Here is a 23104-nt window from a genome sequence, read left to right as displayed (position 1 = left end):
TTATGTTATTTTTTTATTTATTTTTCTCCTGTATGCTTTTTGCATAGCACAGAACTAAAGGCAGGGTCCCTGTTAGCCTTCCACAATATATACCTTATGCCGGTGGAAATCATATCTGCCATTTTCATAACTACACTAAGCCGGGTGTTTTGCAAAATTAAATAGTCCATAAACCCGCTGAAATTAACAATTCCGGTTATATACATATCCCCCACTGGTGCAAGATCTTTTTTTACACCGGCACCTGGTTTTATAGGACCTTCCCCCACTGTTATCAAACCCACATGGTCAAGTCTGCCAAGACATGCATCAATGGCGATGATAAACGGTCTTTCATAGCTTCTAAATATATCCTCCATTACTCTGTCTATATTTTTTGCGTGTACCGGCTCATCTAAATTCCCGTGTATATAGACATTTTTATAATTTAAATCCCTCATTTTGTAGCCAATAAGGGGACCTAAGCTGTCTCCCGTTGATCTGTCCGTGCCAATACACACAAATACAATGGATTTGTACCCGTTTTTCATTGAATCCCTTATAATTTCATAACAAGCATCTGTAAACCTTTTAAAAGCACAACTTTTATTTGTATCAATGTAAACCTGTTTATAAAGTGGCTTTAATAACATACATACTCTCCCTGAAGTAATTTTTTGTACTTATTATATTATTACCTAATGCAGTTATAATATTACTTTATTATCCTTCAAGATTTCAAACCCGGATTTAATTGATATTAAAATTCAAGTTTGCTATAATAAACAAAACGTTATTTTATAGTTAAAATCAGAGGTTAAAATAAATGAAAAAAGCAAATAACGACAAAGATACAATTTATACTGACAAAACTATTTTTAAAAATATAAGTCATGAAAAATTTATTGAACATATTATAAACGGTATGCAGGACTGGGTCAGGGTTATTGATATAGATGATAATATTATCTATATTAACAGGGCGATGTCTAAAGCTCTAAAAGGCTCTTTCATAGGGGAAAAATGCTACAAAGCTTTGGGCAGAGGGACAAGCCGTGCAAAAACTGTACTTCAAGAAAAGCTGTATTTAAGGGTGTTACCCAAATAAAAGAAGAAATAATTCAAAACAAAACTTTTTCTGTAATGAGCTCCCCTATAAAAGACGATAACGGAAAAGTTATAGCAGTAGTTGAAGTTCTCCGTGACATCTCCTCTTTAAAGGAACTGCACAAAAAAATAATTGACCAAAACAAAAAACTTAAAAATGAACTTTACATGGCAAGAAAACTCCAGGAAAGCCTTTTGCCAAAAGATTTTTCCTCTGATGCAGTAAAATATTCATATGTTTATAAGCCCTGTGAGGCACTTGGCGGGGACTTTTTGGATATATTTGAAATTGACAGTGATAATATAGGTCTTTACATTGCAGATGTATCCGGGCATGGTCTTTTAGCTTCAATGCTTACCATATTTATAAGGGCATCCATCAATAAAAACCAAAAATCTCCATCAGCAGTGCTAAAACAGCTGTTTAAAGAATATAACAAGACCTTTAACGGAAATACCGAAAAGTATATAACTGTTTTCTACACCATAATAAATACAAAAGACAAAACAATTACATATTCAAATGCAGGACATAATGTTGCACCTATTTTGTTTAACACTTATACCGGAAGATTTGATTTATTAAGAATGCCGGGAATACCTATAAGCAACTGGGTGGAAAATCCGGATTATCAAGAAAAGCAAATAACTTACGAAAAAAATGAGCGGCTTTTTCTTTATTCAGATGGTATCATTGAATTAAAAAACAGTCAAAACAAGCAATATGGTGAGGAAAGGCTTTTGGATATACTGCTTAAAGACACTTCCCCTCCCGAATCCACTTTAAATAAAATAATGGAGGATGTATCCCGGTTTACCAGGCTCAGTGATTTTAAAAAAATATGCGATGATATTACCATGATACTTGTGGAATTTTAGCTTAAATTTTAAAGGGTATGGGCTTTAAAGCCCATACCCTTTAACTTTATCTCGGTTTAACTAAATTCTTAATTATATTCCGGTTGAATATTGGTTCAATTATAATGTTTATTGGCTCTTGTAATATTTTAAGGTAATACTTTAAGGGAGTTGTAAATTATAATTATTGCGTCTCCTCTTTTTAGTTCTTCTTTAGGTCTGAAATAATTTCCATAGCCGTTTACTATATTGAAGCCTTTTGCCAATACAACATAGCCTATAAGGTCTGCATCAATTTCATCTTTATCTAAAAAGTCGCAATTGAATATATCTTTTAAATCCGCAACTTTGTCGTATTTTAATGTTCTTATTACAAACTTAACACTTTCTTCCCTGGTCAGTGGTGCTTCAGGATTTTTCTCATCTTCTTTTACTATGCCTTCTCTTATTAGTAAATTATAAAGTCTTTCTGTTTCTGAATTATTTTCTAAAGCAGTTTTATTGTAAAAATCATATCCTCTGTCTATTATCTGGGATATTAGCAATAGAAAATCTTTCTGCTTGATTTTTTCATTTGGTCTGAAGGTTGGACCTTCTAATGCAATACCTATTTCAGCAAGTGTCTCTATCTGCTCTTTTGCATAATGGTCGGATATATCTGTATATTCAACAGGTGCTTTTTCCACATAAGGCTCTCCATCGGCATTTAACAGCTCTCCTGTGAAGGCATCAAGTATTGAAGGTTTATCAGTGTTAACAGCATAAACTAAGTTTACAGACTTCTTTGCAGCACGAGGTACAGGCATTGGCATTACACTAGTAACTGCCTCACCGGCTGCACTGTCAACTGCTGTATCAGTTGCCGCATCAATTTCTGCACTTGCCACAGCATCAACCGCTGCGTCAGTTGCCGCATCTATTTCTGCACTGGCTACCGCATCAACTGCCACACCTGCTGCTTCAGCTACAGCCCTGGCCTTTTCAGAGTTAACATATGGTAAACCCATCTGTCTATATTCTAATTTTAATCCCACATTTTCAAAAAACAAATTATATGCTTCATCTATAGGTAAAACACCTTCAGCTAAAGGAATTTCTACTTCCTGCCAGTTCATATAAAATCCATATATTTTTCCATTTATACCGTCAAATCTTACATTAATGTAGTTATCTACAAATGGTATGCCATTTACTACTCTTACATATTTAAAGTTGTATCTGCCTGTTTCATTTTCCATTATAATTATATCTCTGTCTGATTTTTCGTACTTTGTGTTTTTAAATTTTTCAGGGTGTATCTTTTCCAAAAATTCTTCCACAACTTTCTTTGCTTCTTCCTCTGTGAATTTCTTCTCTCCTTCCACCATTGGATAACTAATGTCAAAGTTTAATATTTCACCGGTATTAGCATTAAGTGAAACATTTATATATTTATAATCTTTTGCTTCCCTGTCTTCTTTTAAAAGATATAAATCCCATATATAATTTCTCTCAAAATCCCAACCTCTTCTAAGGCTTGCACCATCAAGTATGAAGCTGTCGTCTATTTCAAATATTTCAAATTCCCTTGCTATTTTTTCTGCCTCTTCCTGGGTTATCAGCTCACCTGATTCTTCTATTGATTTAATTTCTTCAGGAGTAAGAATTACCTTTTCTGCTGCAACATCTACTCCCCTTTCTCCCATTCCGCCGGCAGGCATACCTTCATAATATATATCTCTTGAAATCGGTGCAGGATTTATTACCTCCCCGCTGATTGCATCTATCACATACTGGCTGCTGTAAACAGGAGTATATGCAAGGTATACTTTATCCCCTGCCAAGTTGTAAGTAAGCTTTAGGCCAAGTTCTTCCCTGTATACTTTTTCAGCTTCCTCTAAGCCTATTGCATCATCAGCCTTAGGAAATTCAACATCATAAGCCCATGTTTTGCTGTAACTTTGAATTTCGCCTGTATCATAATTTACTGAAACGTTAATATTATTAAAGGGAACAGGCACCCCGTCATGTATTGCTATGTAATAAAAGTAATATGATGTTTCTCCCACTGACCTTTGACTGCTTTCCACAAGTTTTAAACTGTCAAATAAATCCTGTGAATTTAATTTTTTAATAAAATCCTCTGCTATTTCTTGAGCTTTGCTCCTGCTTACATTAGGCAGTTTCTTGCCCATCCCCGTGCCGGTATAGTTATAATTATAATTGTAGTACCTTAAAATATCTCCTGAATCGTCCATCATTACATTTATGCTGCTTTCATACATGTCTTTCCTGGTCCATCTAAAATCCCATACTCTTTTGCCGCTGTAAGTGCTTACACCGTAGTTAAACTCTGTATACTCTTCTGAAATTTCCAGCAAACCCTTTGCAAATTTTATTGCCTCTTCTAAACCCATGCCTTGTTCAGCATGAATAAAACCAGGTATGCCCGCTGCAAAAACCATAATAATGGCTAAAATTAATGACACCTTTCTTTTCATTTTACATCCTCCTATTGTTTTATAATTCATAAATATATTGTACCTTATTATTGTTTGACGGTTAAAAAACAAAAAAGTTTCAATAATTAGAAATGTTTTTTTTATTTTCTCATATAAATTTATAAGAATACCTTAAAATACTTTTTTAATTTTTCTTAAAACCCTGGAGGTATATTTTAAATGTTTTTCTTTTTAACTGTAAAAAAAACTTTCATAATATCAGTAACATTTGTATTTATTATGTGTATTTTCAGTATAACATTATATAATAATTCCAAGGCTTTACCCACAATTTTTATAAGTGATGAACACCAAAACATGATAGAAAAAATTTTTTACATAAGAAACAATGCATTTTTAGAAAAAGACTTGGAAACTTTGGAATCACTTTATAATAAAGACACCAAACTTGGCACCTGGGCATATGAGCATCAGGCAATTAAAATGAAGTACCTTCACAATTGGGCAGACAAACAGGGTATTGTTTTTAACGATATTGACACCAAAGTGGTAATCAGGCATATAAAGGACGTAGAGTCCGGCTACCAGTACAACCTTATAGGCTGTACTGAATATAAGTACTCCTACATTAACGAGCCGGAAGTTGAAAACTTATTCAGGATTGGCACTTACCACTCTTTAAAATTAGAAAAAAAGGATGGCAAATGGCTGATATCAAAGGAATGGTACACCGACCCTTTTGCAGATTCACTGAATTTAGATGATATAAAAAAAGAAGAATTTAAAGAATATGTATTAAACTCAAAGCCCGCTGATCTTTCCAATATAAATCCAAGAAGAATAAGTGCCGTAGAATATGCAGACAAGTATTGCGGGGCTGCGGCTGATGAGGAATACAGATACAGCTATAATAAAAAATATAAGGATTACAATCCTTTAGGAGGTGACTGTGCAAATTTTGCATCCCAGATTTTACACGAAGGGGGAGGTTTTAAAAAGGATTATACCTGGAAATATGAAAAAGACGGAAGCAAGGCCTGGGTAAATGCACAAGCTTTTAAAGACTACATGCTTTACAGCGGCAGAGGCTCCCTTATTGCAAGGGGTACTTACAATCAGGTATTTAAAAACTCCTTTAAACTTTTACCGGGTGATTTTATTGCCTATGAGAAAAAGGGAAAGGTAACCCATATATCAGTGATTACAGGAGTTGATTCTAAAGGCTATGCACTGGTAAACTGCCATAATACCGACAGATACAGAGTTCCCTGGGATCTGGGCTGGAGTAATAAGGACATAGTTTTTTGGCTGGTTAGGGTTAATTATTAAAATATACCGCCACATTTTTAAAATATGGCGGTATATTCAACTTTACCGGGCAGGGATGATAATTCTCATACCAGGATAGATAATATCCGGATTTTCTATTCTGTTTACTGCAATTAAACGCTGCAAGCTCACATTGAATCTATTGGCTATAGAAAATAATGTATCCCCTGGCTGTACAATATATACCTTTGGGAAACCAGGTCCAGGCTGCATAGGCATCCTTGGTATTATAAGCCTTTGACCGGGATATATTAAATCAGGATTTTCTATATTGTTGGCTCTCACAATTGCAGCAACTGTTGTGTTGAATCTATTTGCTATTGACGCCAAAGTATCCCCCGGGCGTACAATATAAATTGTCATAACCCCCGGCATACCAGGCATTTGCCTCATATCATTCCAGTACATGCCATTGCAGTACATGTCATCTTCATAGTATAAATAATCACAATCATAATCATAATACATGAAAACTCCCTCCTCGTTTACATAAATCCTTCTATTTTATATTATGAAAAGGGAGTGAAAATGTTTCCATTTCAAGAGGTCGCAAACTTTTTAGTTCCTGTTATCTATAGCATTATCCATACCACTCACACCTTTATAGCCAAAAGACCTGAAATCATATCCTGTAGGATTTTGAAATACCTTTAATTTAAACTCAGGAACTACAGCTAATATATGGTCAAAAATATCAGCCTGAATCCCTTCATATTCAACCCAGTTGGTGGTTTTTGTAAATGCGTAAACTTCTATTGGAAGACCGTATTCTCCCGGAGGCAGCTGTCTCACCATCTGAATCATATTCTTATTAATCCCGGGATGGTTTTTAAGATAATTACTGACATACGCCCTAAACACCCCTATATTAGTAAGTCTTCTTCCATTTACCTTTACAGAAGCATCAATATTATTTTTCTTGTTATACTCTGCAATTTCCTTTTGCTTTTTCATTATGTGGTCTTTTAAATAATGTATTTTTTTAAATTCGTCAATCATTTCATCTGTACAAAAAGTAATGCTGGATGTATCAATGTAAACAGAACGCTTTATCCTTCTTCCGCCTGTTTCCACCATTCCCCTCCAGTTTTTTAAAGAGTCTGATACAAGTTTGTATGTAGGGATGGTTGTAATTGTTTTATCAAAATTCTGCACTTTCACAGTGTTTAAAGATATATCAATTACATACCCGTCTGCACCGTAATTAGACATTTCAATCCAATCCCCCACCCTTACCATGTCATTGGAGGACAATTGAATTCCTGCTACAAGCCCTAGTATGGAGTCCTGGAAAATAAGCAAAACAACAGCGGAAAGCGCTCCTAAACCTCCCAAAAGAACCAAAGGGTTTTGCCCTATAATCTCAGCAATAATTAATATTCCCCCGATAACAAAAACAAAAACTTTAACTATCTGGATAAACCCTTTAATAGGTCTTGTTTTAGATATTTCAAAATTATTATAAATATCATTTACTGAATTTAAAAAAGCACTTATAACAAACATTACCACCAAGGTAATGTAAACCGTTACACCTGTGTATATTTTAGCTTCCACATTCTCCGGAAAAACCGGTGCAAAAGCGTATATAATTATAGCCGGAACAATATGGGACATCCTTTGAAAAACCCTTCTCTCAAGCATAATGGTATCCCATTTGAATCTGTTGTTTCTAATGTAGTGGGCCAGGATTTTTAAAATAACTTTTTTTGTTATTAAATTTGCCATAAAGCTTACCAGCCCTACAAAAACAGCCATCAAGATATAAAATAAATAATTTGCAATTTCACTATTCATCCCATATCCCGTTAATACATTTAAAATGTATTCCCTCATTGAATTATCCCTCCAAAATACTATGCCGGATTTATTTAATATAGTACATTATTTATGACTTATAAATTTATCTTGTATTATACGTTAATCCCTTCTTTCTGTAAAGCTTCCGGACAGAAATTTTAGTACTGCAAAAAACAAAGAAAAAGCAGCTTTTGCTGCCTTAAAGCCTGTTATTTAGTATTAAAACCAAATACTAAAATCCGTTTTTTATATTAGGATAGTACTTCAATTTTCCCTCCAGCATCTCTTATTGAATCAAGTAAGCCTCCTAATCCGCCCCCCCACTCAAAATTGGAAGGCGTAATATGAGGCATATACCTCCCGGAGAAGTAAGTTCTACCAAGTTTAGTAGGTTTATGGTTGCTCCTGGTGGTATAGAGACACGTAATACTGTACCTGGAAGTTGAGGGCAAAATTCTTTTTTAAATGAATTTGATTTTCCACAAGACGATGACCTACAATCCCTTGAATCAACCCAAAATCTGAATATTCCATAATAAAACCTCCTATATTTTCTTCTGTTATATAATATTCAGAGAAAACATAAAGTGTTAACATAAAGTTTTGGATTGTATGTCATCTTTTACAAAGCTTAAAATGAAAATACTTTATTTTTTTGCAGTATGTTTATATACAGAAAGACCATTCTAAATATTTAGAACAGTCTTTCTGCATATGTCTTTAAAAAAGCTTTATTTGTTTTTTAACAACTACTTCTTGCTTTAATTAAACTATTCTCCTACCACCATTTCATTGTATTTTGACCATTCTTGTGCAGAACCGTCATATATTTTTACATTCTTGTATCCTAGCATCTCTGTTAAGACAAATGCCACGCAGTTAGCATAACCGCCAACGCCGCAGTAAACGATTATTTCTTTATTTTGTTTGTTGCGTCCGATTACATTTTCCACAATTGCTTTTAACTCGTTTACACTCTTATATGACCAGTCTTCATTCCAAATCTCAGGTGCAGGTAAAGACTTAGCTGTAGGAATGTGTCCTGGAACCGGTGCATAAGGCTCAATAACTTCTCCTGTATAAACTTCATAATCCCTTGCATCTAGGAGTATTACCTTGCCAAGCTTTTTCTCAACATATTCCATTGAAACAATCATTTCATCTTTAACTTTGCTCTTGTACTTGGACGGACGTACATCAGGCACTTCAGTGGTAACAAATCTGCCTTCTGCAGCCCACTTGTCAAAACCACCATCTAAAATGGAAACTTTTTCAACACCTGCATATATTAAGGTATTTGCAGCCCTGTTTGCATTACCGATAGCATATGGATTTTCAGGTGTAGGAAGTGATGTAACTATTACTACATGTGAACCTTTCTTTAATCCTGCAGCACTCATAAAGTCAAATAAATCTTCTTTTTCAGGCATTTCAAGGAGAAGATCGTCTTCCATTGTAAGCCATGCTGAAAACGGAACTATGTAAGGTATGTTAATAGAGCCTTCTATATGCCCTGCTTGATATTCTTCTTCACTTCTGATGTCAATTATAACAAGATTTCCCTTTTTGATATTGTTAGCTAACCATTCTGTTGAAACAACCGGACCACCAGGACCTTTTCCTTCCGGCGGACCTCCCTTACCTTTTCCTCCCCCGCATGCAAACGCAACGCTGTTAAACATAAGTGAAACAATAAGTAGCACAATTGTTGAGAACCAAAATATTCTCTTTTTCATTTTTGTCCTCCTCTTTCTTTTTCTTTTTCTTTTTCTTTTTTCTATTCTTATAATACCCATTTTCTATTCTTATAATACCCATGGGTAAGAATAGCATAAATACAATGAAATTCAAAATACATGGTAAATTTTATTCTTATATAAAATTTTACCTGCCCTTACTAATTGGGTCAAGTACTATTTTTTCTAGGACATTGGCTATTTTATCCTAAAACCATGTTAAATACTGCTTTTTAACAAATAAAAAAAAAGACTTTCTTCAAAGTCTTGCTAAGGCCTTGCTGTTAGATTTTAGTGTTCATCAAAATGTTATGACAGCTAAAATAAACAAAAATATTTATATTTTGGCGCCCTTATTTTTTGACATAAAAAATCCAACCTATAACTAATGCTATAAGTCTGGAGTAAATGTATTAAACATTAAAAAATGTTTAATACTGGGCAGACCTGCGGTACCCTCCGCCACCTCTTTTTGACTCAAAGCTCTTTTTAATATCATGCATTCTTTCGTCACTATCTTTCATAAACTTTGCCAAAAGTTCTTCAAAAGAGCCTTTAACCACATTCTGCTGGCTCCAGTCAATCTCTTCCGGCCTGGATGACTTGGCAGAAGGTTTTTTTGACTCCTGGGCTCTTTTAATAGACAGACTAATTCTTCCTTTGTCATCTACGGAAATAATTTTCACTTTTACCATCTGATTTTCCTTAAGATGAGCTTTAATATCTTTAACGTACTCTTCAGCAACTTCAGAGATGTGAACCAGTCCTGTTTGGCCATCAGATAGTTGGACAAAAGCACCAAAATTTGTTATGCCTGAAACTTTTCCGTCAACAATTTTTCCTACTTCAACGAGCATAAAATAAATATTCCTCCTGATCAATTAAAGTACTTTGATTATATAATATGAAGCTGGCTTAAGTCAAGTACCAAAATTTTTAAAGCACAAATAAAAACATCATAATAAGTAAATGCAATATAATAACATGAATAAAAATACCTGGATAAATTACCTGTTTATATCAACAAATACCCTCTCCCCTTCTTTAACCAGCCCCAATTCCTTCCTTGCTATTGCCTCAATATATTCATCTGATAAAACTCTTTCCCTTTCTTCCAAAAGCTTTTCATTAAGCTCTCTTTCTTCTTCTATTTTTAAAGCCAGCTCTTCCATTTCTGCCCGTTGAGCGTTTAAAATACTCTGCTGTTTAATAATTATAACTGAAAGGTTGGTTACACCAATCAAAAGAACTATTATTAAAAACCAATTTGGTCTTTTTCTTTTGTTCATAGAAATTACTCTCCCTTAGTTATACTATCTTAAATATTCTACACCTGTTAGAAAAATCCTTCTTACTATATTTTTTTTCTTATAATATTTATAAACCTTTTAAAACCTTTGAATTTTCCCATGTTAATTTTACATAACTTTTTAGTTTTACAAAAGACCCTCCTTATACGTTTATAAACAAATCTTATCGGAGCCATACATACCCTGCAGACAATTTTAACCGGCAAAAGTAGTGCACTTAATATGCTCACTATTATTTTATAAATAATCCTTACGAAAAACAAAAATATTTTCATTACAAAACTGCTTAGTACCACAGCGTATAAAACTATCCCCAAAACCGTTCCAATAATAAGGTATCCCCGTATTTCCCCCTCATTGCTGTAGTAAAGCACAGCAAACAGGACAAGGGCTACAATTATCCAGTATATAAAATCTTCAAAGTATACCAAAATATTGCCGGACTTTATTGTCTTTCTTCTTATCCTGAAAATATCGTATATAAATGCAATAATCATTCCCCCAAGGATGGAGCACAAAAAAACATATGCCTGATTACTAACTGAAACCCACAATTTTCATCACTTATCCTCTACTTGAACATTTTTGCCCAAAAACCCGTTCCCTTTGACCTGCCCCCGTCCCTGTCACTGTAATAAAGCCCTGTGATATATCCTTCTATATTAAGTTCTGAACTGTCTATGCTTAATTTATTGATATGAAGATCCTCTCCTTTTATAACCAAGGTCCCCATTTCTGTTTCCACCACTACACTTTCCTCATCAAAACTTTCTACATCAAGTACCCCTGAAATGCTCATCCTCTCCCTGTTTTCCATCAAAATATTCTGAACAAGTGGTTTAGACATTTTTTTATCGTCAATCATCATCCATCCCTCCTCTTTAAAGGTATATTGATATGTATGCATGTACTATATTAAAAATGCCAAATTTGTTTATAAAATTGCTTATTATATTGTTTATTAAATAGTTCATTAAATAGTTTATTATATTGCTTATATTTTCTTAACTTGTGTTTTTAATTAATTTATGTTTATAAATATTTTTAAATAAAAAAAGCCGTCCATACTGACAGGCTCTTTTCAAGTATCATATTTTGTATTTCCCTTATTTTATTCTATACATTTCTTTTGCGTCCGCTTTAGAAACATGTTCATTTACAGATAAAACTTCTACTACTGTAGTGTTGTTTCCTAACTGGATTTCCACCACATCCCCCACCTTTACCTCTGTCCCGGGTTTAACAACTTTGCCGTTGATTTTTACTTTTCCCTGCTGGCAGGCTTCATTGGCCAATGTACGTCTTTTTATCAGTCTTGATACTTTCAGGTATTTATCTATCCTCATTGCAGCAAAACCCTTTCTAAATAATTTTAAACATTTTAAAATACATAAAATTTAAAACCTCTAAAACTGCGCAAAAAAAGGCTTCTAAAATGCAAGAAGCCCTTCTTTTTTACACTTGTTTTCAAATAATACCGCTTACATATTATTGATTTACTAAATCCTTTAAATTTTTTCCTACTTTAAACACAGGTGCTTTAGTTGCAGGAATTATTATTTCTTCTTTTGTCTGTGGGTTTCTGCCTTTTCTTTCTGCCCTCTGCCTTACTTCAAATGTTCCAAAGCCCACTAGCTGAATTTTTTCACCTCTTGCCAATCCTTCCTCAACACTTGCAATAAAAGCATTGAGGGCTTTTTCAGCATCTTTCTTTGATAGCTGACTCTTTTCTGCCATACTTGCTATTAATTCAGTTTTGTTCATTTCACAATCCTCCTGTTATTTTATTGTCTTTGCCACATGAAAACATGTGTTTCTTTTCATTATTTATTTTAAAGCTATTTTTATAACACTTATACACTTCTTTTATCTAAAGCATTATTCGATATATGTTTTTAAATTCCTTCTTAAATTCTAATTTTTTTGCAAATTTTTTTAGTTATTTGTATTTTGCCTTTTCCCACAGTTCTTCCATCTCGTCTAATGACATTTCCTCTAAGGTTTTCCCTTGTTTTTTTGCTTCACTTTCAATAAACCCGAACCTCTTTATAAACTTATTTATAGTACCGGTTAAAGCAAGTTCCGGCTGGACTTTTAAAAACCTAGATAAATTTACTATGGAAAATAATACATCCCCTATTTCATCATTTATTCTTGCCACATCTTTGCTGTTATATACATCTTTTAGCTCTTCTAATTCTTCATAAACTTTAGAAATTACATCTTCTATATTATCCCAGTCAAAACCTACCTGTGCAGCCTTCTGCTGAATTTTATAACTCCTCATTAATGCAGGAAGATTTGAAGGAACATCTTTTAAAACATCTGTATGACTGGTAATGCCCTTTTCTTTTTTCTTTATAGCTTCCCAGTTGGACACAACATCATCTGCCGTTTCTGCTTTTTCTGTACCAAAGACATGGGTATGTCTTGTAACCATCTTTTTGCATACCCCTGTTATAATTTCATCCATTCCAAATCCTTCATTTTCAGTGGATATCTGAGCGTGAAATACAATTTGCAAAAGAAGGTCACCAAGCTCTTCACACAGCTTGTCCTTATCATTTAAATCAATTGCTTCCAAAACCTCATATGTTTCCTCTATTAAGTACTTTTTTAAACTTTCGTGAGTTTGCTCCCTGTCCCAGGGGCAGCCCTTTTCACTTCTTAATAATTTCATAATATCAATTAAATCGGAAAAAGTGTATTTTTCTTTTAACATATAATTAGATCCTCCCCGTTTATTAGTATACCACCATTAATTTGCTGTTATCAATTATACCACTTCTCTGCCATGGGAGAAACTTTTTTGGGTATTGAATTTTTTGAGCATTAAAGGAAAAGAGTTTTGCAGTTATGTATGATTATACAATAAAAGGGAATATTGCAAAAGCATTTACTGCATTTTAAGCAATATTCCCTTATTCTAAAAACCTGGATACTTTTAATATTTTAATTACTGTTCCATCTGTTTTCCTAAGAAACTTGCAGCTGCCTGGGCAAGTTTTGCTTCCACCTCTCCCATTCTGATATTAGGGTCTGTTGATAAAAAGATAACTGCACCTATAGGATCCCCTTCTGATATTATAGGGCTTACCACTTGTGCAGAATAATGCCTGTCCGGGGATTCTTCCGCTAAAATATTAATGGTTTTTTCCCCCGGTGCTTCTACTATAAATGTAACCTTATCTTCCATTATTTTTTCCAAATCAGGACTTAGTGGTTTTTCCATAAATTCTTTTTTTGATGTACCGGAAACTGCTATTATTGTATCCCTGTCAGAAATACATGTTACATGACCGCTTGTTTTGTGGAGTGATTCTGCATACTGGGCAGCAAAATCGCTGAGCTCACCTATAGGCGAATATTTTTTTAATATAACTTCCCCTTCTCTATCGGTAAATATTTCGAGAGGATCACCTTCTCTAATTTTTAAAGTCCTTCTGATTTCCTTCGGGATTACTACCCTTCCCAGGTCATCTATTCTCCTGACTATTCCAGTCGCCTTCAATTTATTTGCCTCCTTTTTATCTTTTTTTACGTTTAATTTTAACTACAGTTTTATTATTCATTTTTTATTGGAGTTTTATACATTATAGGCGAATTATGATAACATTCTCTTTTAAAGCACAATTAAAGCAGGTTAAAAGCCCATAAATTACTTAAAATAAAATGCAAAAAAACCCCGCCTCCAAAAAAACGGGGTTTTTGTCATAAATTAATTTTCTTTTTAAATTTATTTTACTTTAATTTTATTTTAAACTTATCTAACTTTTATTTTATTTAAAGCCTTTTCATTTAATTCTAAATTATAAATAGAATCCTTTGCCCATTCATCCAGTATTTTTTCATATTTTTCACCGGCAACCACACTTCTGACATTGTCCCTTTCATCTTCAAAGGAGGTTAGGCTCAATATTTCTATCACATTAAAACCCAGGTCTGTTTCTATAAGTTCTACATCCCCCACATTGCTTTTTACAGCCCAGTCTATTATCTCCTGTTCCATATCAGCACCCATTTTAACTTCAGTATTTTCCTCAAGTTCAACTTTTTTATCTTCAGCATATTTTGCTGCTACAGATATAAACCTTTTACCGTCTTTAATTTCTTTTAAAGCCTCTTCAGCTTTTTTCTTAGATTCCTCTATTTCTTCGTCAGTAAGCATTGTGTACCCGTTTGGCACATCCCTTTTATAAAACTTTGGCACATCCCTTTTATAAAACAATAAAATATTTGCAGTAGCTTTAATAAAGTTTCCGCTATTTTCTTTGAAATGGTCTTTTAATTCCTGTTCAGTAACTTTTATATTATTCTCCTGCTCTTTTAGTGCAAATTTATAACCTAAGTGCAGCTTTTCTACTATATTCCTGTACTCCTTTACAGATATTCCAAACCATTCTTTAAAGCTCTTTTCCGCTTGTTTCCTCGTACCTTCAAAACCTGACATCTGCCCTAGCAAAACATTTATAGAATCTTCAATGCTTTTGTAGTCATTATCATTTAAAAATAATCCCTGCTCCTTGGCTTTAAAATATTGAATCTTATATTTTTTTGCATTTTCAAGTGCATTTTGTTTTACCACCTCTGTTGCGTCAACACCATCAATTTTTGAATTCCAAAGGGCATCTATCTCTTCCTGGGTCTTATCCATTTCCATTACTCTTTTCTCGCTATAAAGAAAAAAACGGTATTCTGCCTCGGTTATTCTTTCCCCATTAATTATAGCCACATAACTTGTGGCATTAGAATATGCAAAATAAGCCACTAAAAGTGCCAGAACCAGCAGCGATGCTATGGATATAATTGCTCTTTTCTTTTTCAACACGATATCTCCTCACATTCTTTATTAAATTTTAAATATGATAAAATAGTCAGAACCCTGTTTAAAAAATTCCTGACAATAAATATTATAATAAATTGCAGCGGCTACTGCAATTCAATAATTTCTTGTAACAAAATCTTAATATCTTTTAGAAGATTTTTCCTAGGAGTGTCTTTGACTATAAATGTTATATATGATTTATTGCTGGCAGTAAAAAGTATCCTCCTTCTGTGTTTTTCCGTTAACTTACTAATTATGTTAATGTCTACATGTTTGTTCTCCATGAACTGCAGTATTACATTTTCTCCTTTTTCTTGAATAGATGAAAACCCGCATTTTTTTGCCAGTACTTTTAAATGGGCAATTTGTATAAGTGATTCTACAGCATCCGGTATTTCCCCATATCTGTCAATTAACTCATCCCTTATATCCAGCATATCTTTTTCATCTTGTATTGACGCTATCTTTTTATACATTTCAATTTTTTGATTTTCATCGCCTATATAACTGTCATCTATATAGGCACTCACTTTCAGGTCTACAGAAATCTCCACTTCTTCCTCTTCAGGCGCCGTACCCCTTAATTCATTTATAGCTTCTGAAAGAAGCCTTACATACATATCATATCCTACCAGGTCTATATTCCCATGCTGCTGGGCTCCCAGTAAATTACCTGCCCCCCTTATTTGCAAATCCCTCATGGCTATTTTAAATCCGGAACCAAATTCAGTAAACTCCTTTATTGCCTGAAGCCTTTTTTCCGCCACTTCAGAAAGCACTTTATCTTTTTTGTATGTTATATAGGCATAGGCAAGCCTGTTGGACCTTCCAACCCTGCCCCTTAGCTGGTATAGCTGGGCAAGTCCCATTTTGTCCGCGTCTTCCACTATAATGGTATTTACATTTGGCATGTCAAGACCTGATTCAATTATTGTTGTACAAACCAGTACATCATACTCACCTTCTACAAATTGCAGCATTATGTTTTCCAAATCTGTTTCTTTCATTTGCCCATGAGCCACCGCCACCCTTGCATCCGGCACCAGGTCTTTTATCTGAGCAGCTTTTACATTGATGGATCTTACCCTGTTAAACAGGTAAAAAACCTGTCCTCCTCTGGCAAGCTCCCTGTTAATTGCCTCCTTTATCACTTCAGGATTGTACTCCATTACATATGTCTGCACCGGATACCTTTCTTCAGGGGGATCTTCAATAATGCTTATATCCCGTATTCCCATAAGGGACATGTGCAGGGTTCTTGGAATAGGGGTAGCAGTAAGGGTAAGTACATCCACATTGGATTTCATTTTTTTGATGCGTTCCTTGTGCCTTACACCAAAACGCTGCTCCTCATCTATCACTAAAAGCCCTAAATCCTTAAATGCAATGTCCTTTTGAAGAAGCCTGTGGGTTCCTATAAGTATATCCACAATTCCTGCCTTTGTATCTTTTATAATTTTTTTCTGGTCGCTTTTGGATTTAAACCGGCTTATAACCTCCACCCTTACAGGAAAGTCCTTCATCCTATCTTTAAAATTTTCAAACTGCTGCTGTGCCAAAACGGTGGTGGGAACCAGATACGCCACCTGCTTTCCGTCCATCACCGCTTTAAATATGGCTCTTATGGCAACCTCAGTCTTTCCATAGCCCACATCCCCGCACAAAAGCCTATCCATTGGTTTGTCAGATTCCATGTCTTTTTTAATTTCTTCAATGCATTTTAACTGGTCTTCTGTCTCCTGATACGGGAATAAATCTTCAAACTGTTTCTGCCACACTGTATCTTCACTGTATTTATATCCCTTTGAAGTTTCCCTCTTGGCATACAGCTTAATAAGGTCTTCTGCCAATTCCATCAAAGACTCTTTTGCCTTTGCCTTTGTTTTTGCCCAGTCATTCCCCCCTAGTTTGCTAAGTTTTGGCGTCTTTCCCTCCGAACCTATGTATTTTTGAATTAAATCCAGCTGGTTTGTAGGCACATACAAAAAGTCCCCGTCATAATACCGGATTTTTAAATAGTCCTTTTTTATACCCTCCACTTCCAGCTGTTGAATACCTACATATTTTCCTATTCCATAAATCTGGTGGACAACATAGTCATTTATATTAAGGTCTGTAAATACGCTTATTTTCTGACCCTTATTTTTTTTACTAAAAGTTCTCTTTTTCTTTTTCTTTTCTCCAAAAAAATCCTTTCCGCTTATAATTACAAATTTTATGTCCTGGTACTCAAAGCCCGTTTGAAGGCTTCCCCCTGTTATAACCACCTGTCCCGGCAAAATTTCACCTGAAAATTCATCATAATAATTTGCCTCTATTCCTTCTTTTTTTAAATTTTCTTCTAATATACGCCCTCTGCTTTGCCCTCCTGACATCACCAGAATTCTGTATTTGTTTTCTTTCCATTTTCTTATATCATCTATTAAAATATCAAAATGTCCTTTGTAGGAGTTTAAAAGCTTAGAAGGTACTCTCTCCTCTGTTTCCAAAATATCAAAATACACCGGCTTGTTTTTATTGATATTTTCTAATATATACTCTAAGCTAACATAAATCTCAAAACTTTCCGGCAGTAAATACCCCTTTTCAAGAAATGCCTTGCAAAGCTCATAGTTTTCAAAAAGAAGACTTTCATACCTTGTTTCAAATTTTTTTGGTTCGTCTAAAAAAAACAATGTTTTTTCCAAATCCATATAATGTGTAATAATTGAAGGCTTATCAATAATGTAGGATATATATCTGTCCATTCCTGGAAAATAGTACTCTTCTTTAAATCTTTCCATATCACCTTTTATTTTTTCTTCTATCTTTTCTTTAAAGCCTTCTACATCTTTTTTACTTAATTTTTTTAAGTACTCATTAAGACTATTGGATATTTTATCTAAAATCTCATCCCTTCTTTTGTCATCATATATCAGTTCCCTGGCGGGTAAAATGGCGATTTCTTCTATTCTTTCCAAAGACCTTTGGGATATAACATCAAAAGTCCTTATAGAATCTATTTCATCATCAAAAAATTCAATTCTTACGGCATTTTCACTGTTTATTGGAAATATATCAACTATCCCGCCCCTTATGGCAAACTGTCCTTCCCCTTCTACCACCGACACCCTTTCATAGCCAATTACTACAAGGTTTTTTGAAATTTCAGTCAAATCCACAGTCTCTCCCACAGTAAAGGAGATGATGCTTTTTAAAAACAATTCCTTATCTATAAGCTTTCTTCCTATAGCCTCAGGACTTGTAATTACTATTTCATATTCACCGTTTAGGATTTTGTGCAAAGCCCTTATTCTCTCATAAGAGGAATCACGGCTTTTTGCCTCTATATCGTGAAACATAATTTCTTCCGGTGGAAAATATAAAACACCCTCTTCAAAAAAGTTTAAAAAATCCTCATAGGTCTTTCTTGCACTAATATCATTATTGGCAATGAATACACCTTTTAAGTTTAAATGCTTTAAAATAGCATAACTCATATGGGCTTTTTGGGATTGGGATGATCCACCTAAAGAAACTGAACCATCACCCTTTTTTATATCATTTAAAATATCATGGTACCGATTCATTTCCAAAAGCGGATCAATTAAATATTTTTTTGTTTTTGTATTCCTCATTTGCACTCAGTCCTCTGATATTTATAAATTGTTGAATTTGTTCATTGCCTGGTTAATGCCTTGACCTATTATTGCCTCAACGGCATCAGCAGCATTAACAACCGCCTGTGAAATTTTATCCTTTTCTTCCTTAGAAAATTTGCTTAATACATAGTCTGCCAAATCCCATCCTTCCGGAGGCTTATCAATTCCAATCCTCACCCTGGGGAATTCATCAGACATTATCTGATATATGACAGACTTCATTCCATTATGGGTTCCTGCACTTCCTTTAGGCCTCACCCTAATTTTACCAACAGGTAAATCTATATCATCATATATTATTATAATATTTCCCACAGGTATCTTATACCAACTAATAATATCCCTTACACTTTCCCCGCTAAGATTCATATATGTCTGGGGCATGACCAGAAGTACCTTTTTTCCTGAAATTACCCCTTCCCCGTAAAGTGCCTTAAACTTTACCTTTGACATTTTTATTTTATGCCTTAGGGCCAAAAGTTCAACAACCCAAAATCCAACATTGTGCCTTGTATCAGCGTACTTTCTTCCAGGGTTGCCAAGCCCCGTGACAACAATTAACTCATCCAAATCTCCCACCTCCCAGGATTTTAGGACATATTCTAAATTTAGGACAAATATCAAAATAATTCATAAAATAATAACTGCCCATTTGAGTATATAAACAGGCAGTGTTTGTTATTATTTTCACAACATTTTTCTAAAATACATTAATCTTTTTGAGTAAAGAGTGTACTTATGGACATATCCCCATATATTCTTTCTATAGCTTCTGCAAATACCGGTGCAACAGATAAGGATTTTATCTTTGGACTTCTCTTTTCCTCAGTTAAAGGAATTGTATTTAAAGTGATTAATTCCTTTAGTTCTGACTTTTCTATCCTTTCCACAGCATTACCGGACAGCACCCCATGGGTACAGCAGGCATATACTTCTTTTGCTCCCATTTCAGTCAAAGCATTGGCAGCATTTATAATGGTACCACCTGTATCTATAAGGTCGTCCACCAGTATTACCCTCTTATTGTTTACATCCCCGATTATGTTCATTATTTCAGATACATTTGCCTTTGGACGTCTCTTGTCAATGATAGCTAATGGAACATCCAGCCTTTCTGCAAACTTTCTCGATCTTGCAACACTTCCCACATCAGGGGAAACAACCACAACATCGCTGGTATCTTCAAATTTTTCTCTAAAGTGATTAGCAAGAATAGGCACACCCAGCAAATGATCTAACGGAATGTCAAAAAATCCTTGTAGTTGTGGTGCATGCAAATCCATTGTCAATATCCTGTCTGCTCCAGCAGTAGTCAATAAATTAGCTACAAGTTTTGCTGAAATAGGATCCCTTGCTTTAGCCTTTCTATCCTGCCTTGCATATCCATAGTATGGGATAACAGCTGTTATCCTTCCCGCCGATGCCCTCCTTAAAGCATCTATCATTATCAAAAGCTCCATAATGTTGTCATTAACCGGCCAACACAGGGATTGTATCAGGAAAACATCAGAACCTCTTACAACTTCATTGATTCCTATTGCACACTCACCATCACTGAACTTCCCCACATTTGCAAGTCCTAAAGGCAACCCGATTTTTTCTGCAATCTCCAGTGCCAATTCACGGTTTGAGTTGCCGGCAAAAATTTTTATATCCTTACCATGTAGATTCATCTTAAGATCCCCTCTTACTTCTTAATATTTTAATATTTTAATATTTTAATATTTTAAAAATTTACTAATCTTTTTTTAACAAACCTTTTTTCAAAACCCAGTTTTCCTTTATTACCTGCCTGCTTCTTGCAATAGCTAATGAATTTTCAGGTACTTCATCGGTAATGGTGGAACCTGCTGCAATATACGAATTTTTCTTAACTTCAACAGGTGAAACCAGGTTCACATTGCATCCCACAAATGAATTGTCTCCGATAATTGTCTTGTGCTTCTTCTGCCCGTCATAATTAACCACCACTACGCCACAACCTAAATTGACTTTCTTGCCAACTTCTGCATCTCCTACATATGTTAAGTGGGATATCTTTGTGCCGTCCCCGATTGATGAATTTTTTATTTCAACAAAATCACCTATCTTGACATTTTTACCCACATTACTTCCTGGTCTTAAATATGCAAAAGGACCTGTTTTTGTCTCATCATCTATACAGCTTTCCAATACAACGGAGTTTTTTATCTCAACTCTATTTCCAATTTTTGAGTTTTCAATTGTGCTTCCAGGTCCTATTATACACTCTTCTCCTATTTTTGTTTCTCCTTTAATTATAGTTGAAGGGTAAATGATGGTATCCATGCCTATTTCCACTTCAGAATCAATATATGTAGAATCAGGGTCTATAATTGTTACACCACTGGCCATTATTTTGTTTAGTATTCTCTTTCTAAGGACTTTAGCTGCTTCTGCCAGTTGAATCCTATCATTTATCCCGGCTAATTCTTCTCTGTCTTCAATTTTGACAGCACCTACTTTAAGCCCTTTATTTATTAATATCTTTATGGTGTCGGTAAGATAGTATTCTCCCTGGTCGTTTTTATTGTCAAGTTCTTTTAGTGCATCCCTTAATGCACTTATATCAAAGCAATAAATGCCTGAATTAATTTCCTTTATCTTCTTCTGTTCACAAGATGCGTCCCTGTCCTCAACAATTTCCACCACTTCATTTTGGCTGTTTCTGATTATCCTTCCGTATCCGGCGGGATTTTCAAAGTCTGCCGTAATTATTGTCGCAGCATTTCCTTTTTCTTTGTGATAATCAACGGCAAGTGAAATGGTATTTGAAGTGACAAGGGGCATATCCCCATACATTATAACGACCTGTCCTTCCCTGTTTTCAAGATATTCCTGAGCCTGGATAACTGCGTGTCCTGTTCCTAGCTGCTGTTCTTGTTTTGCATAAGAAACTTTATTTCCCATATATTCTTTTACTTCTTCCCCATTGCGGCCAATGACAAGTACAATTTCATCCACCCCGGAATTCTTTACGCACTGGTAAACCCACTCTACCATTGGCTTTCCACATATCTCGTGTAAAATCTTTGTCTTTTTCGACTTCATTCTTTTGCCCTCACCTGCAGCAAGGATGATAGCCATTAAGCGTTCCATATTATTCTCCTCCTTCAGATATAAGCTGCAATGAATACCACTATCTGATACCTGAATATTACCACCTAATATATTCTCTCACTTTTCCTTAATTTTTTCAACATTATGAAACACAAAAAAAAATAGAAAGGTATAAATATATATGAATATATAAATATATATATATAATAAAAAATCGTCAAAAACATACGTTAGGCATTAACGTTATGCTTTTCACGATATCATATTATTCTCAAAAAAAAATCTGCACCTTAAAACATTTTTTTCTTTATGAAGGCATTTTTCTTATAATTTATTTTACATAAAATAATTTATTCTTCTTCTGTGCCTTCTGCTTCTTCTTTTTGGTTTTCTTCTAACTCGGCAGCAGCTGTAATATACTCATACTTGTCCAATATAGCACTTTGTATTTTCCCTCTTGTCTCTGCATTGATAGGATGTGCAATATCCCTAAACTCGCCATCAGGAGCTTTTCTGCTAGGCATAGCTATAAAAAGCCCATTTTGGCTCTCTATAACCTTTATGTCGTGGACAACAAATTCATTGTCAAAGGTTACAGAAACAACTGCTTTCATTTTTCCTTCTGAATCAATTTTTCTGATTCTAACATCAGTAATTTCCATAAGATGTTACCACCTTCCGTAAATAATTGTGAATTCTCCGTGTATATTAATGTATTCGTCATTTTTTTTATTTTTCCTGCTTATTTTTATCATTTTATTATTTTATTAAAATATGTCTTATAAATACGTTAATTGTAGCTATTCCTGCAATAAATAATTTCATCTTTTGTTATAGCATTTCTCTTTCTTTTTTATATTATTCATTTTATTATTCATACAAAAATGTAAAAACACATTCTCTATATTAACTGTATTTTAATTTTACATTAAAATTTTGATTTTAGGCTTATATTCTAGTTAATTTTTTCATATAATAGTAATTGGATATTTAATATTTA

23 protein-coding genes are annotated in these 23104 nt (G+C 34.3%); 3 read left to right on the top strand and 20 right to left on the bottom strand.

The genetic code is table 11. The features are described 5' to 3' along the window. Window positions 1–17: 17 nt before the first annotated feature. Window positions 18–632: a spore protease YyaC gene (gene yyaC / locus HVS_RS00625; RefSeq protein ID WP_101298548.1), complete on the bottom strand. Its 615-nt coding sequence runs from the start codon at window positions 630–632 to the stop codon at window positions 18–20. A gap of 173 nt (window positions 633–805) precedes the next feature. Here yyaC and HVS_RS16835 point away from each other — a divergent pair, with 173 nt between their 5' ends. Both HVS_RS16835 and HVS_RS00620 read left to right on the top strand, forming a co-directional pair. Continuing rightward, entirely contained in the window at window positions 806–1087 is a 282-nt protein-coding gene (locus tag HVS_RS16835; protein WP_242971621.1) for a hypothetical protein, read from the top strand. Further along, window positions 1003–1965, top strand: coding sequence for a PP2C family protein-serine/threonine phosphatase (locus tag HVS_RS00620; RefSeq protein WP_242971620.1), 963 nt, complete (start codon window positions 1003–1005; stop codon window positions 1963–1965). The genes HVS_RS16835 and HVS_RS00620 overlap by 85 nt, the downstream gene beginning before the upstream one ends. A gap of 128 nt (window positions 1966–2093) precedes the next feature. Here HVS_RS00620 and HVS_RS16215 read toward each other — a convergent pair whose 3' ends face one another. Further along, window positions 2094–4424 (bottom strand): YcdB/YcdC domain-containing protein, encoded by a 2331-nt coding sequence (locus HVS_RS16215; protein WP_242971619.1) that lies wholly within the window; start codon window positions 4422–4424, stop codon window positions 2094–2096. 180 nt (window positions 4425–4604) lie between these two features. On the opposite strand from HVS_RS16215, the gene HVS_RS00610 reads away from it, so the two are divergent. Further along, window positions 4605–5714, top strand: coding sequence for an amidase domain-containing protein (locus HVS_RS00610; protein WP_101298547.1), 1110 nt, complete (start codon window positions 4605–4607; stop codon window positions 5712–5714). Window positions 5715–5756: 42 nt separating this feature from the next. On the opposite strand, the gene HVS_RS00605 is transcribed toward HVS_RS00610, so the two are convergent. From HVS_RS00605 to spoVG, 18 genes are all read right to left on the bottom strand, one after another. Next, window positions 5757–6182: a LysM peptidoglycan-binding domain-containing protein gene (locus tag HVS_RS00605; RefSeq protein WP_101298546.1), complete on the bottom strand. Its 426-nt coding sequence runs from the start codon at window positions 6180–6182 to the stop codon at window positions 5757–5759. 90 nt (window positions 6183–6272) lie between these two features. Next, the gene (locus HVS_RS00600; protein WP_101298545.1) at window positions 6273–7550 is read right to left on the bottom strand and encodes a mechanosensitive ion channel family protein; all 1278 of its coding nucleotides are present in this window, start codon (window positions 7548–7550) and stop codon (window positions 6273–6275) included. A 357-nt stretch (window positions 7551–7907) separates the two neighbouring features. Continuing rightward, a complete protein-coding gene (locus tag HVS_RS16315) occupies window positions 7908–8111 on the bottom strand; it encodes a hypothetical protein (protein WP_159063327.1) in 204 nt (67 codons plus the stop codon). A gap of 173 nt (window positions 8112–8284) precedes the next feature. Beyond that, on the bottom strand, window positions 8285–9250 hold the full coding sequence (locus HVS_RS00590) for a sulfurtransferase (RefSeq protein WP_159063326.1): 966 nt from the start codon (window positions 9248–9250) through the stop codon (window positions 8285–8287). 431 nt (window positions 9251–9681) lie between these two features. After that, entirely contained in the window at window positions 9682–10107 is a 426-nt protein-coding gene (locus HVS_RS00585) for a S1 RNA-binding domain-containing protein (protein WP_101298543.1), read from the bottom strand. Between the two features lie 150 nt (window positions 10108–10257). Continuing rightward, window positions 10258–10539 carry an FtsB family cell division protein gene (locus tag HVS_RS00580; RefSeq protein WP_101298542.1) on the bottom strand — a complete coding sequence of 94 codons (282 nt, stop codon included), beginning with the start codon at window positions 10537–10539 and terminating at the stop codon, window positions 10258–10260. A 65-nt stretch (window positions 10540–10604) separates the two neighbouring features. Continuing rightward, on the bottom strand, window positions 10605–11057 hold the full coding sequence (gene yabQ / locus HVS_RS00575) for a spore cortex biosynthesis protein YabQ (RefSeq protein WP_235827390.1): 453 nt from the start codon (window positions 11055–11057) through the stop codon (window positions 10605–10607). Window positions 11058–11131: 74 nt separating this feature from the next. Beyond that, window positions 11132–11425: a sporulation protein YabP gene (yabP, locus tag HVS_RS00570; RefSeq protein WP_101298540.1), complete on the bottom strand. Its 294-nt coding sequence runs from the start codon at window positions 11423–11425 to the stop codon at window positions 11132–11134. A gap of 241 nt (window positions 11426–11666) precedes the next feature. Then, on the bottom strand, window positions 11667–11906 hold the full coding sequence (locus tag HVS_RS00565; RefSeq protein WP_101298539.1) for an RNA-binding S4 domain-containing protein: 240 nt from the start codon (window positions 11904–11906) through the stop codon (window positions 11667–11669). Between the two features lie 142 nt (window positions 11907–12048). Next, window positions 12049–12324 (bottom strand): HU family DNA-binding protein, encoded by a 276-nt coding sequence (locus tag HVS_RS00560; protein ID WP_101298538.1) that lies wholly within the window; start codon window positions 12322–12324, stop codon window positions 12049–12051. A gap of 175 nt (window positions 12325–12499) precedes the next feature. After that, window positions 12500–13282, bottom strand: a complete 783-nt coding sequence (gene mazG / locus HVS_RS00555) for a nucleoside triphosphate pyrophosphohydrolase (RefSeq protein WP_101298537.1) — start codon at window positions 13280–13282, stop codon at window positions 12500–12502. Between the two features lie 234 nt (window positions 13283–13516). Continuing rightward, window positions 13517–14071 carry a stage V sporulation protein T gene (gene spoVT / locus HVS_RS00550; RefSeq protein WP_101298536.1) on the bottom strand — a complete coding sequence of 185 codons (555 nt, stop codon included), beginning with the start codon at window positions 14069–14071 and terminating at the stop codon, window positions 13517–13519. 252 nt (window positions 14072–14323) lie between these two features. Then, complete coding sequence (locus HVS_RS00545; RefSeq protein WP_101298535.1) at window positions 14324–15385, bottom strand: peptidylprolyl isomerase; 1062 nt, start codon at window positions 15383–15385, stop codon at window positions 14324–14326. A 104-nt stretch (window positions 15386–15489) separates the two neighbouring features. After that, window positions 15490–19002, bottom strand: coding sequence for a transcription-repair coupling factor (mfd, locus tag HVS_RS00540; RefSeq protein WP_101298534.1), 3513 nt, complete (start codon window positions 19000–19002; stop codon window positions 15490–15492). Window positions 19003–19023: 21 nt separating this feature from the next. Continuing rightward, on the bottom strand, window positions 19024–19596 hold the full coding sequence (gene pth, locus HVS_RS00535) for an aminoacyl-tRNA hydrolase (RefSeq protein ID WP_101298533.1): 573 nt from the start codon (window positions 19594–19596) through the stop codon (window positions 19024–19026). Between the two features lie 140 nt (window positions 19597–19736). Next, window positions 19737–20699 (bottom strand): ribose-phosphate pyrophosphokinase, encoded by a 963-nt coding sequence (locus tag HVS_RS00530; protein WP_101298532.1) that lies wholly within the window; start codon window positions 20697–20699, stop codon window positions 19737–19739. A 64-nt stretch (window positions 20700–20763) separates the two neighbouring features. Continuing rightward, window positions 20764–22143 carry a bifunctional UDP-N-acetylglucosamine diphosphorylase/glucosamine-1-phosphate N-acetyltransferase GlmU gene (gene glmU / locus HVS_RS00525; RefSeq protein WP_101298531.1) on the bottom strand — a complete coding sequence of 460 codons (1380 nt, stop codon included), beginning with the start codon at window positions 22141–22143 and terminating at the stop codon, window positions 20764–20766. 311 nt (window positions 22144–22454) lie between these two features. Next, window positions 22455–22766: a septation regulator SpoVG gene (gene spoVG, locus HVS_RS00520; RefSeq protein ID WP_101298530.1), complete on the bottom strand. Its 312-nt coding sequence runs from the start codon at window positions 22764–22766 to the stop codon at window positions 22455–22457. Window positions 22767–23104 lie beyond the last annotated feature (338 nt).

It is taken from the genome of Acetivibrio saccincola (genome assembly GCF_002844395.1).
Classification (GTDB): Bacteria; Bacillota; Clostridia; order Acetivibrionales; family Acetivibrionaceae; genus Herbivorax; species Herbivorax saccincola.
The sequence above is the reverse complement of the archived record's forward strand: the minus strand, read 5'-3'. Positions and strand labels throughout refer to the sequence as shown.

Bases quoted from the DNA above. Each gene is read 5' to 3' on its own strand.
- yyaC (WP_101298548.1), bottom strand. From the start codon at position 632: ATGTTATTAAAGCCACTTTATAAACAGGTTTACATTGATACAAATAAA.
- HVS_RS00620 (WP_242971620.1), top strand. From the start codon at position 1,003: ATGCTACAAAGCTTTGGGCAGAGGGACAAGCCGTGCAAAAACTGTACT.
- yabQ (WP_235827390.1), bottom strand. From the start codon at position 11,057: ATGATTATTGCATTTATATACGATATTTTCAGGATAAGAAGAAAGACA.
- HVS_RS16835 (WP_242971621.1), top strand. From the start codon at position 806: ATGAAAAAAGCAAATAACGACAAAGATACAATTTATACTGACAAAACT.
- mfd (WP_101298534.1), bottom strand. From the start codon at position 19,002: ATGAGGAATACAAAAACAAAAAAATATTTAATTGATCCGCTTTTGGAA.
- HVS_RS16215 (WP_242971619.1), bottom strand. From the start codon at position 4,424: ATGAAAAGAAAGGTGTCATTAATTTTAGCCATTATTATGGTTTTTGCA.
- HVS_RS16315 (WP_159063327.1), bottom strand. From the start codon at position 8,111: ATGTTAACACTTTATGTTTTCTCTGAATATTATATAACAGAAGAAAAT.
- spoVG (WP_101298530.1), bottom strand. From the start codon at position 22,766: ATGGAAATTACTGATGTTAGAATCAGAAAAATTGATTCAGAAGGAAAA.
- HVS_RS00530 (WP_101298532.1), bottom strand. From the start codon at position 20,699: ATGAATCTACATGGTAAGGATATAAAAATTTTTGCCGGCAACTCAAAC.
- HVS_RS00565 (WP_101298539.1), bottom strand. From the start codon at position 11,906: ATGAGGATAGATAAATACCTGAAAGTATCAAGACTGATAAAAAGACGT.
- HVS_RS00610 (WP_101298547.1), top strand. From the start codon at position 4,605: ATGTTTTTCTTTTTAACTGTAAAAAAAACTTTCATAATATCAGTAACA.
- HVS_RS00580 (WP_101298542.1), bottom strand. From the start codon at position 10,539: ATGAACAAAAGAAAAAGACCAAATTGGTTTTTAATAATAGTTCTTTTG.
- yabP (WP_101298540.1), bottom strand. From the start codon at position 11,425: ATGATTGACGATAAAAAAATGTCTAAACCACTTGTTCAGAATATTTTG.
- HVS_RS00585 (WP_101298543.1), bottom strand. From the start codon at position 10,107: ATGCTCGTTGAAGTAGGAAAAATTGTTGACGGAAAAGTTTCAGGCATA.
- glmU (WP_101298531.1), bottom strand. From the start codon at position 22,143: ATGGAACGCTTAATGGCTATCATCCTTGCTGCAGGTGAGGGCAAAAGA.
- HVS_RS00605 (WP_101298546.1), bottom strand. From the start codon at position 6,182: ATGTATTATGATTATGATTGTGATTATTTATACTATGAAGATGACATG.
- mazG (WP_101298537.1), bottom strand. From the start codon at position 13,282: ATGTTAAAAGAAAAATACACTTTTTCCGATTTAATTGATATTATGAAA.
- HVS_RS00600 (WP_101298545.1), bottom strand. From the start codon at position 7,550: ATGAGGGAATACATTTTAAATGTATTAACGGGATATGGGATGAATAGT.
- HVS_RS00590 (WP_159063326.1), bottom strand. From the start codon at position 9,250: ATGAAAAAGAGAATATTTTGGTTCTCAACAATTGTGCTACTTATTGTT.
- HVS_RS00560 (WP_101298538.1), bottom strand. From the start codon at position 12,324: ATGAACAAAACTGAATTAATAGCAAGTATGGCAGAAAAGAGTCAGCTA.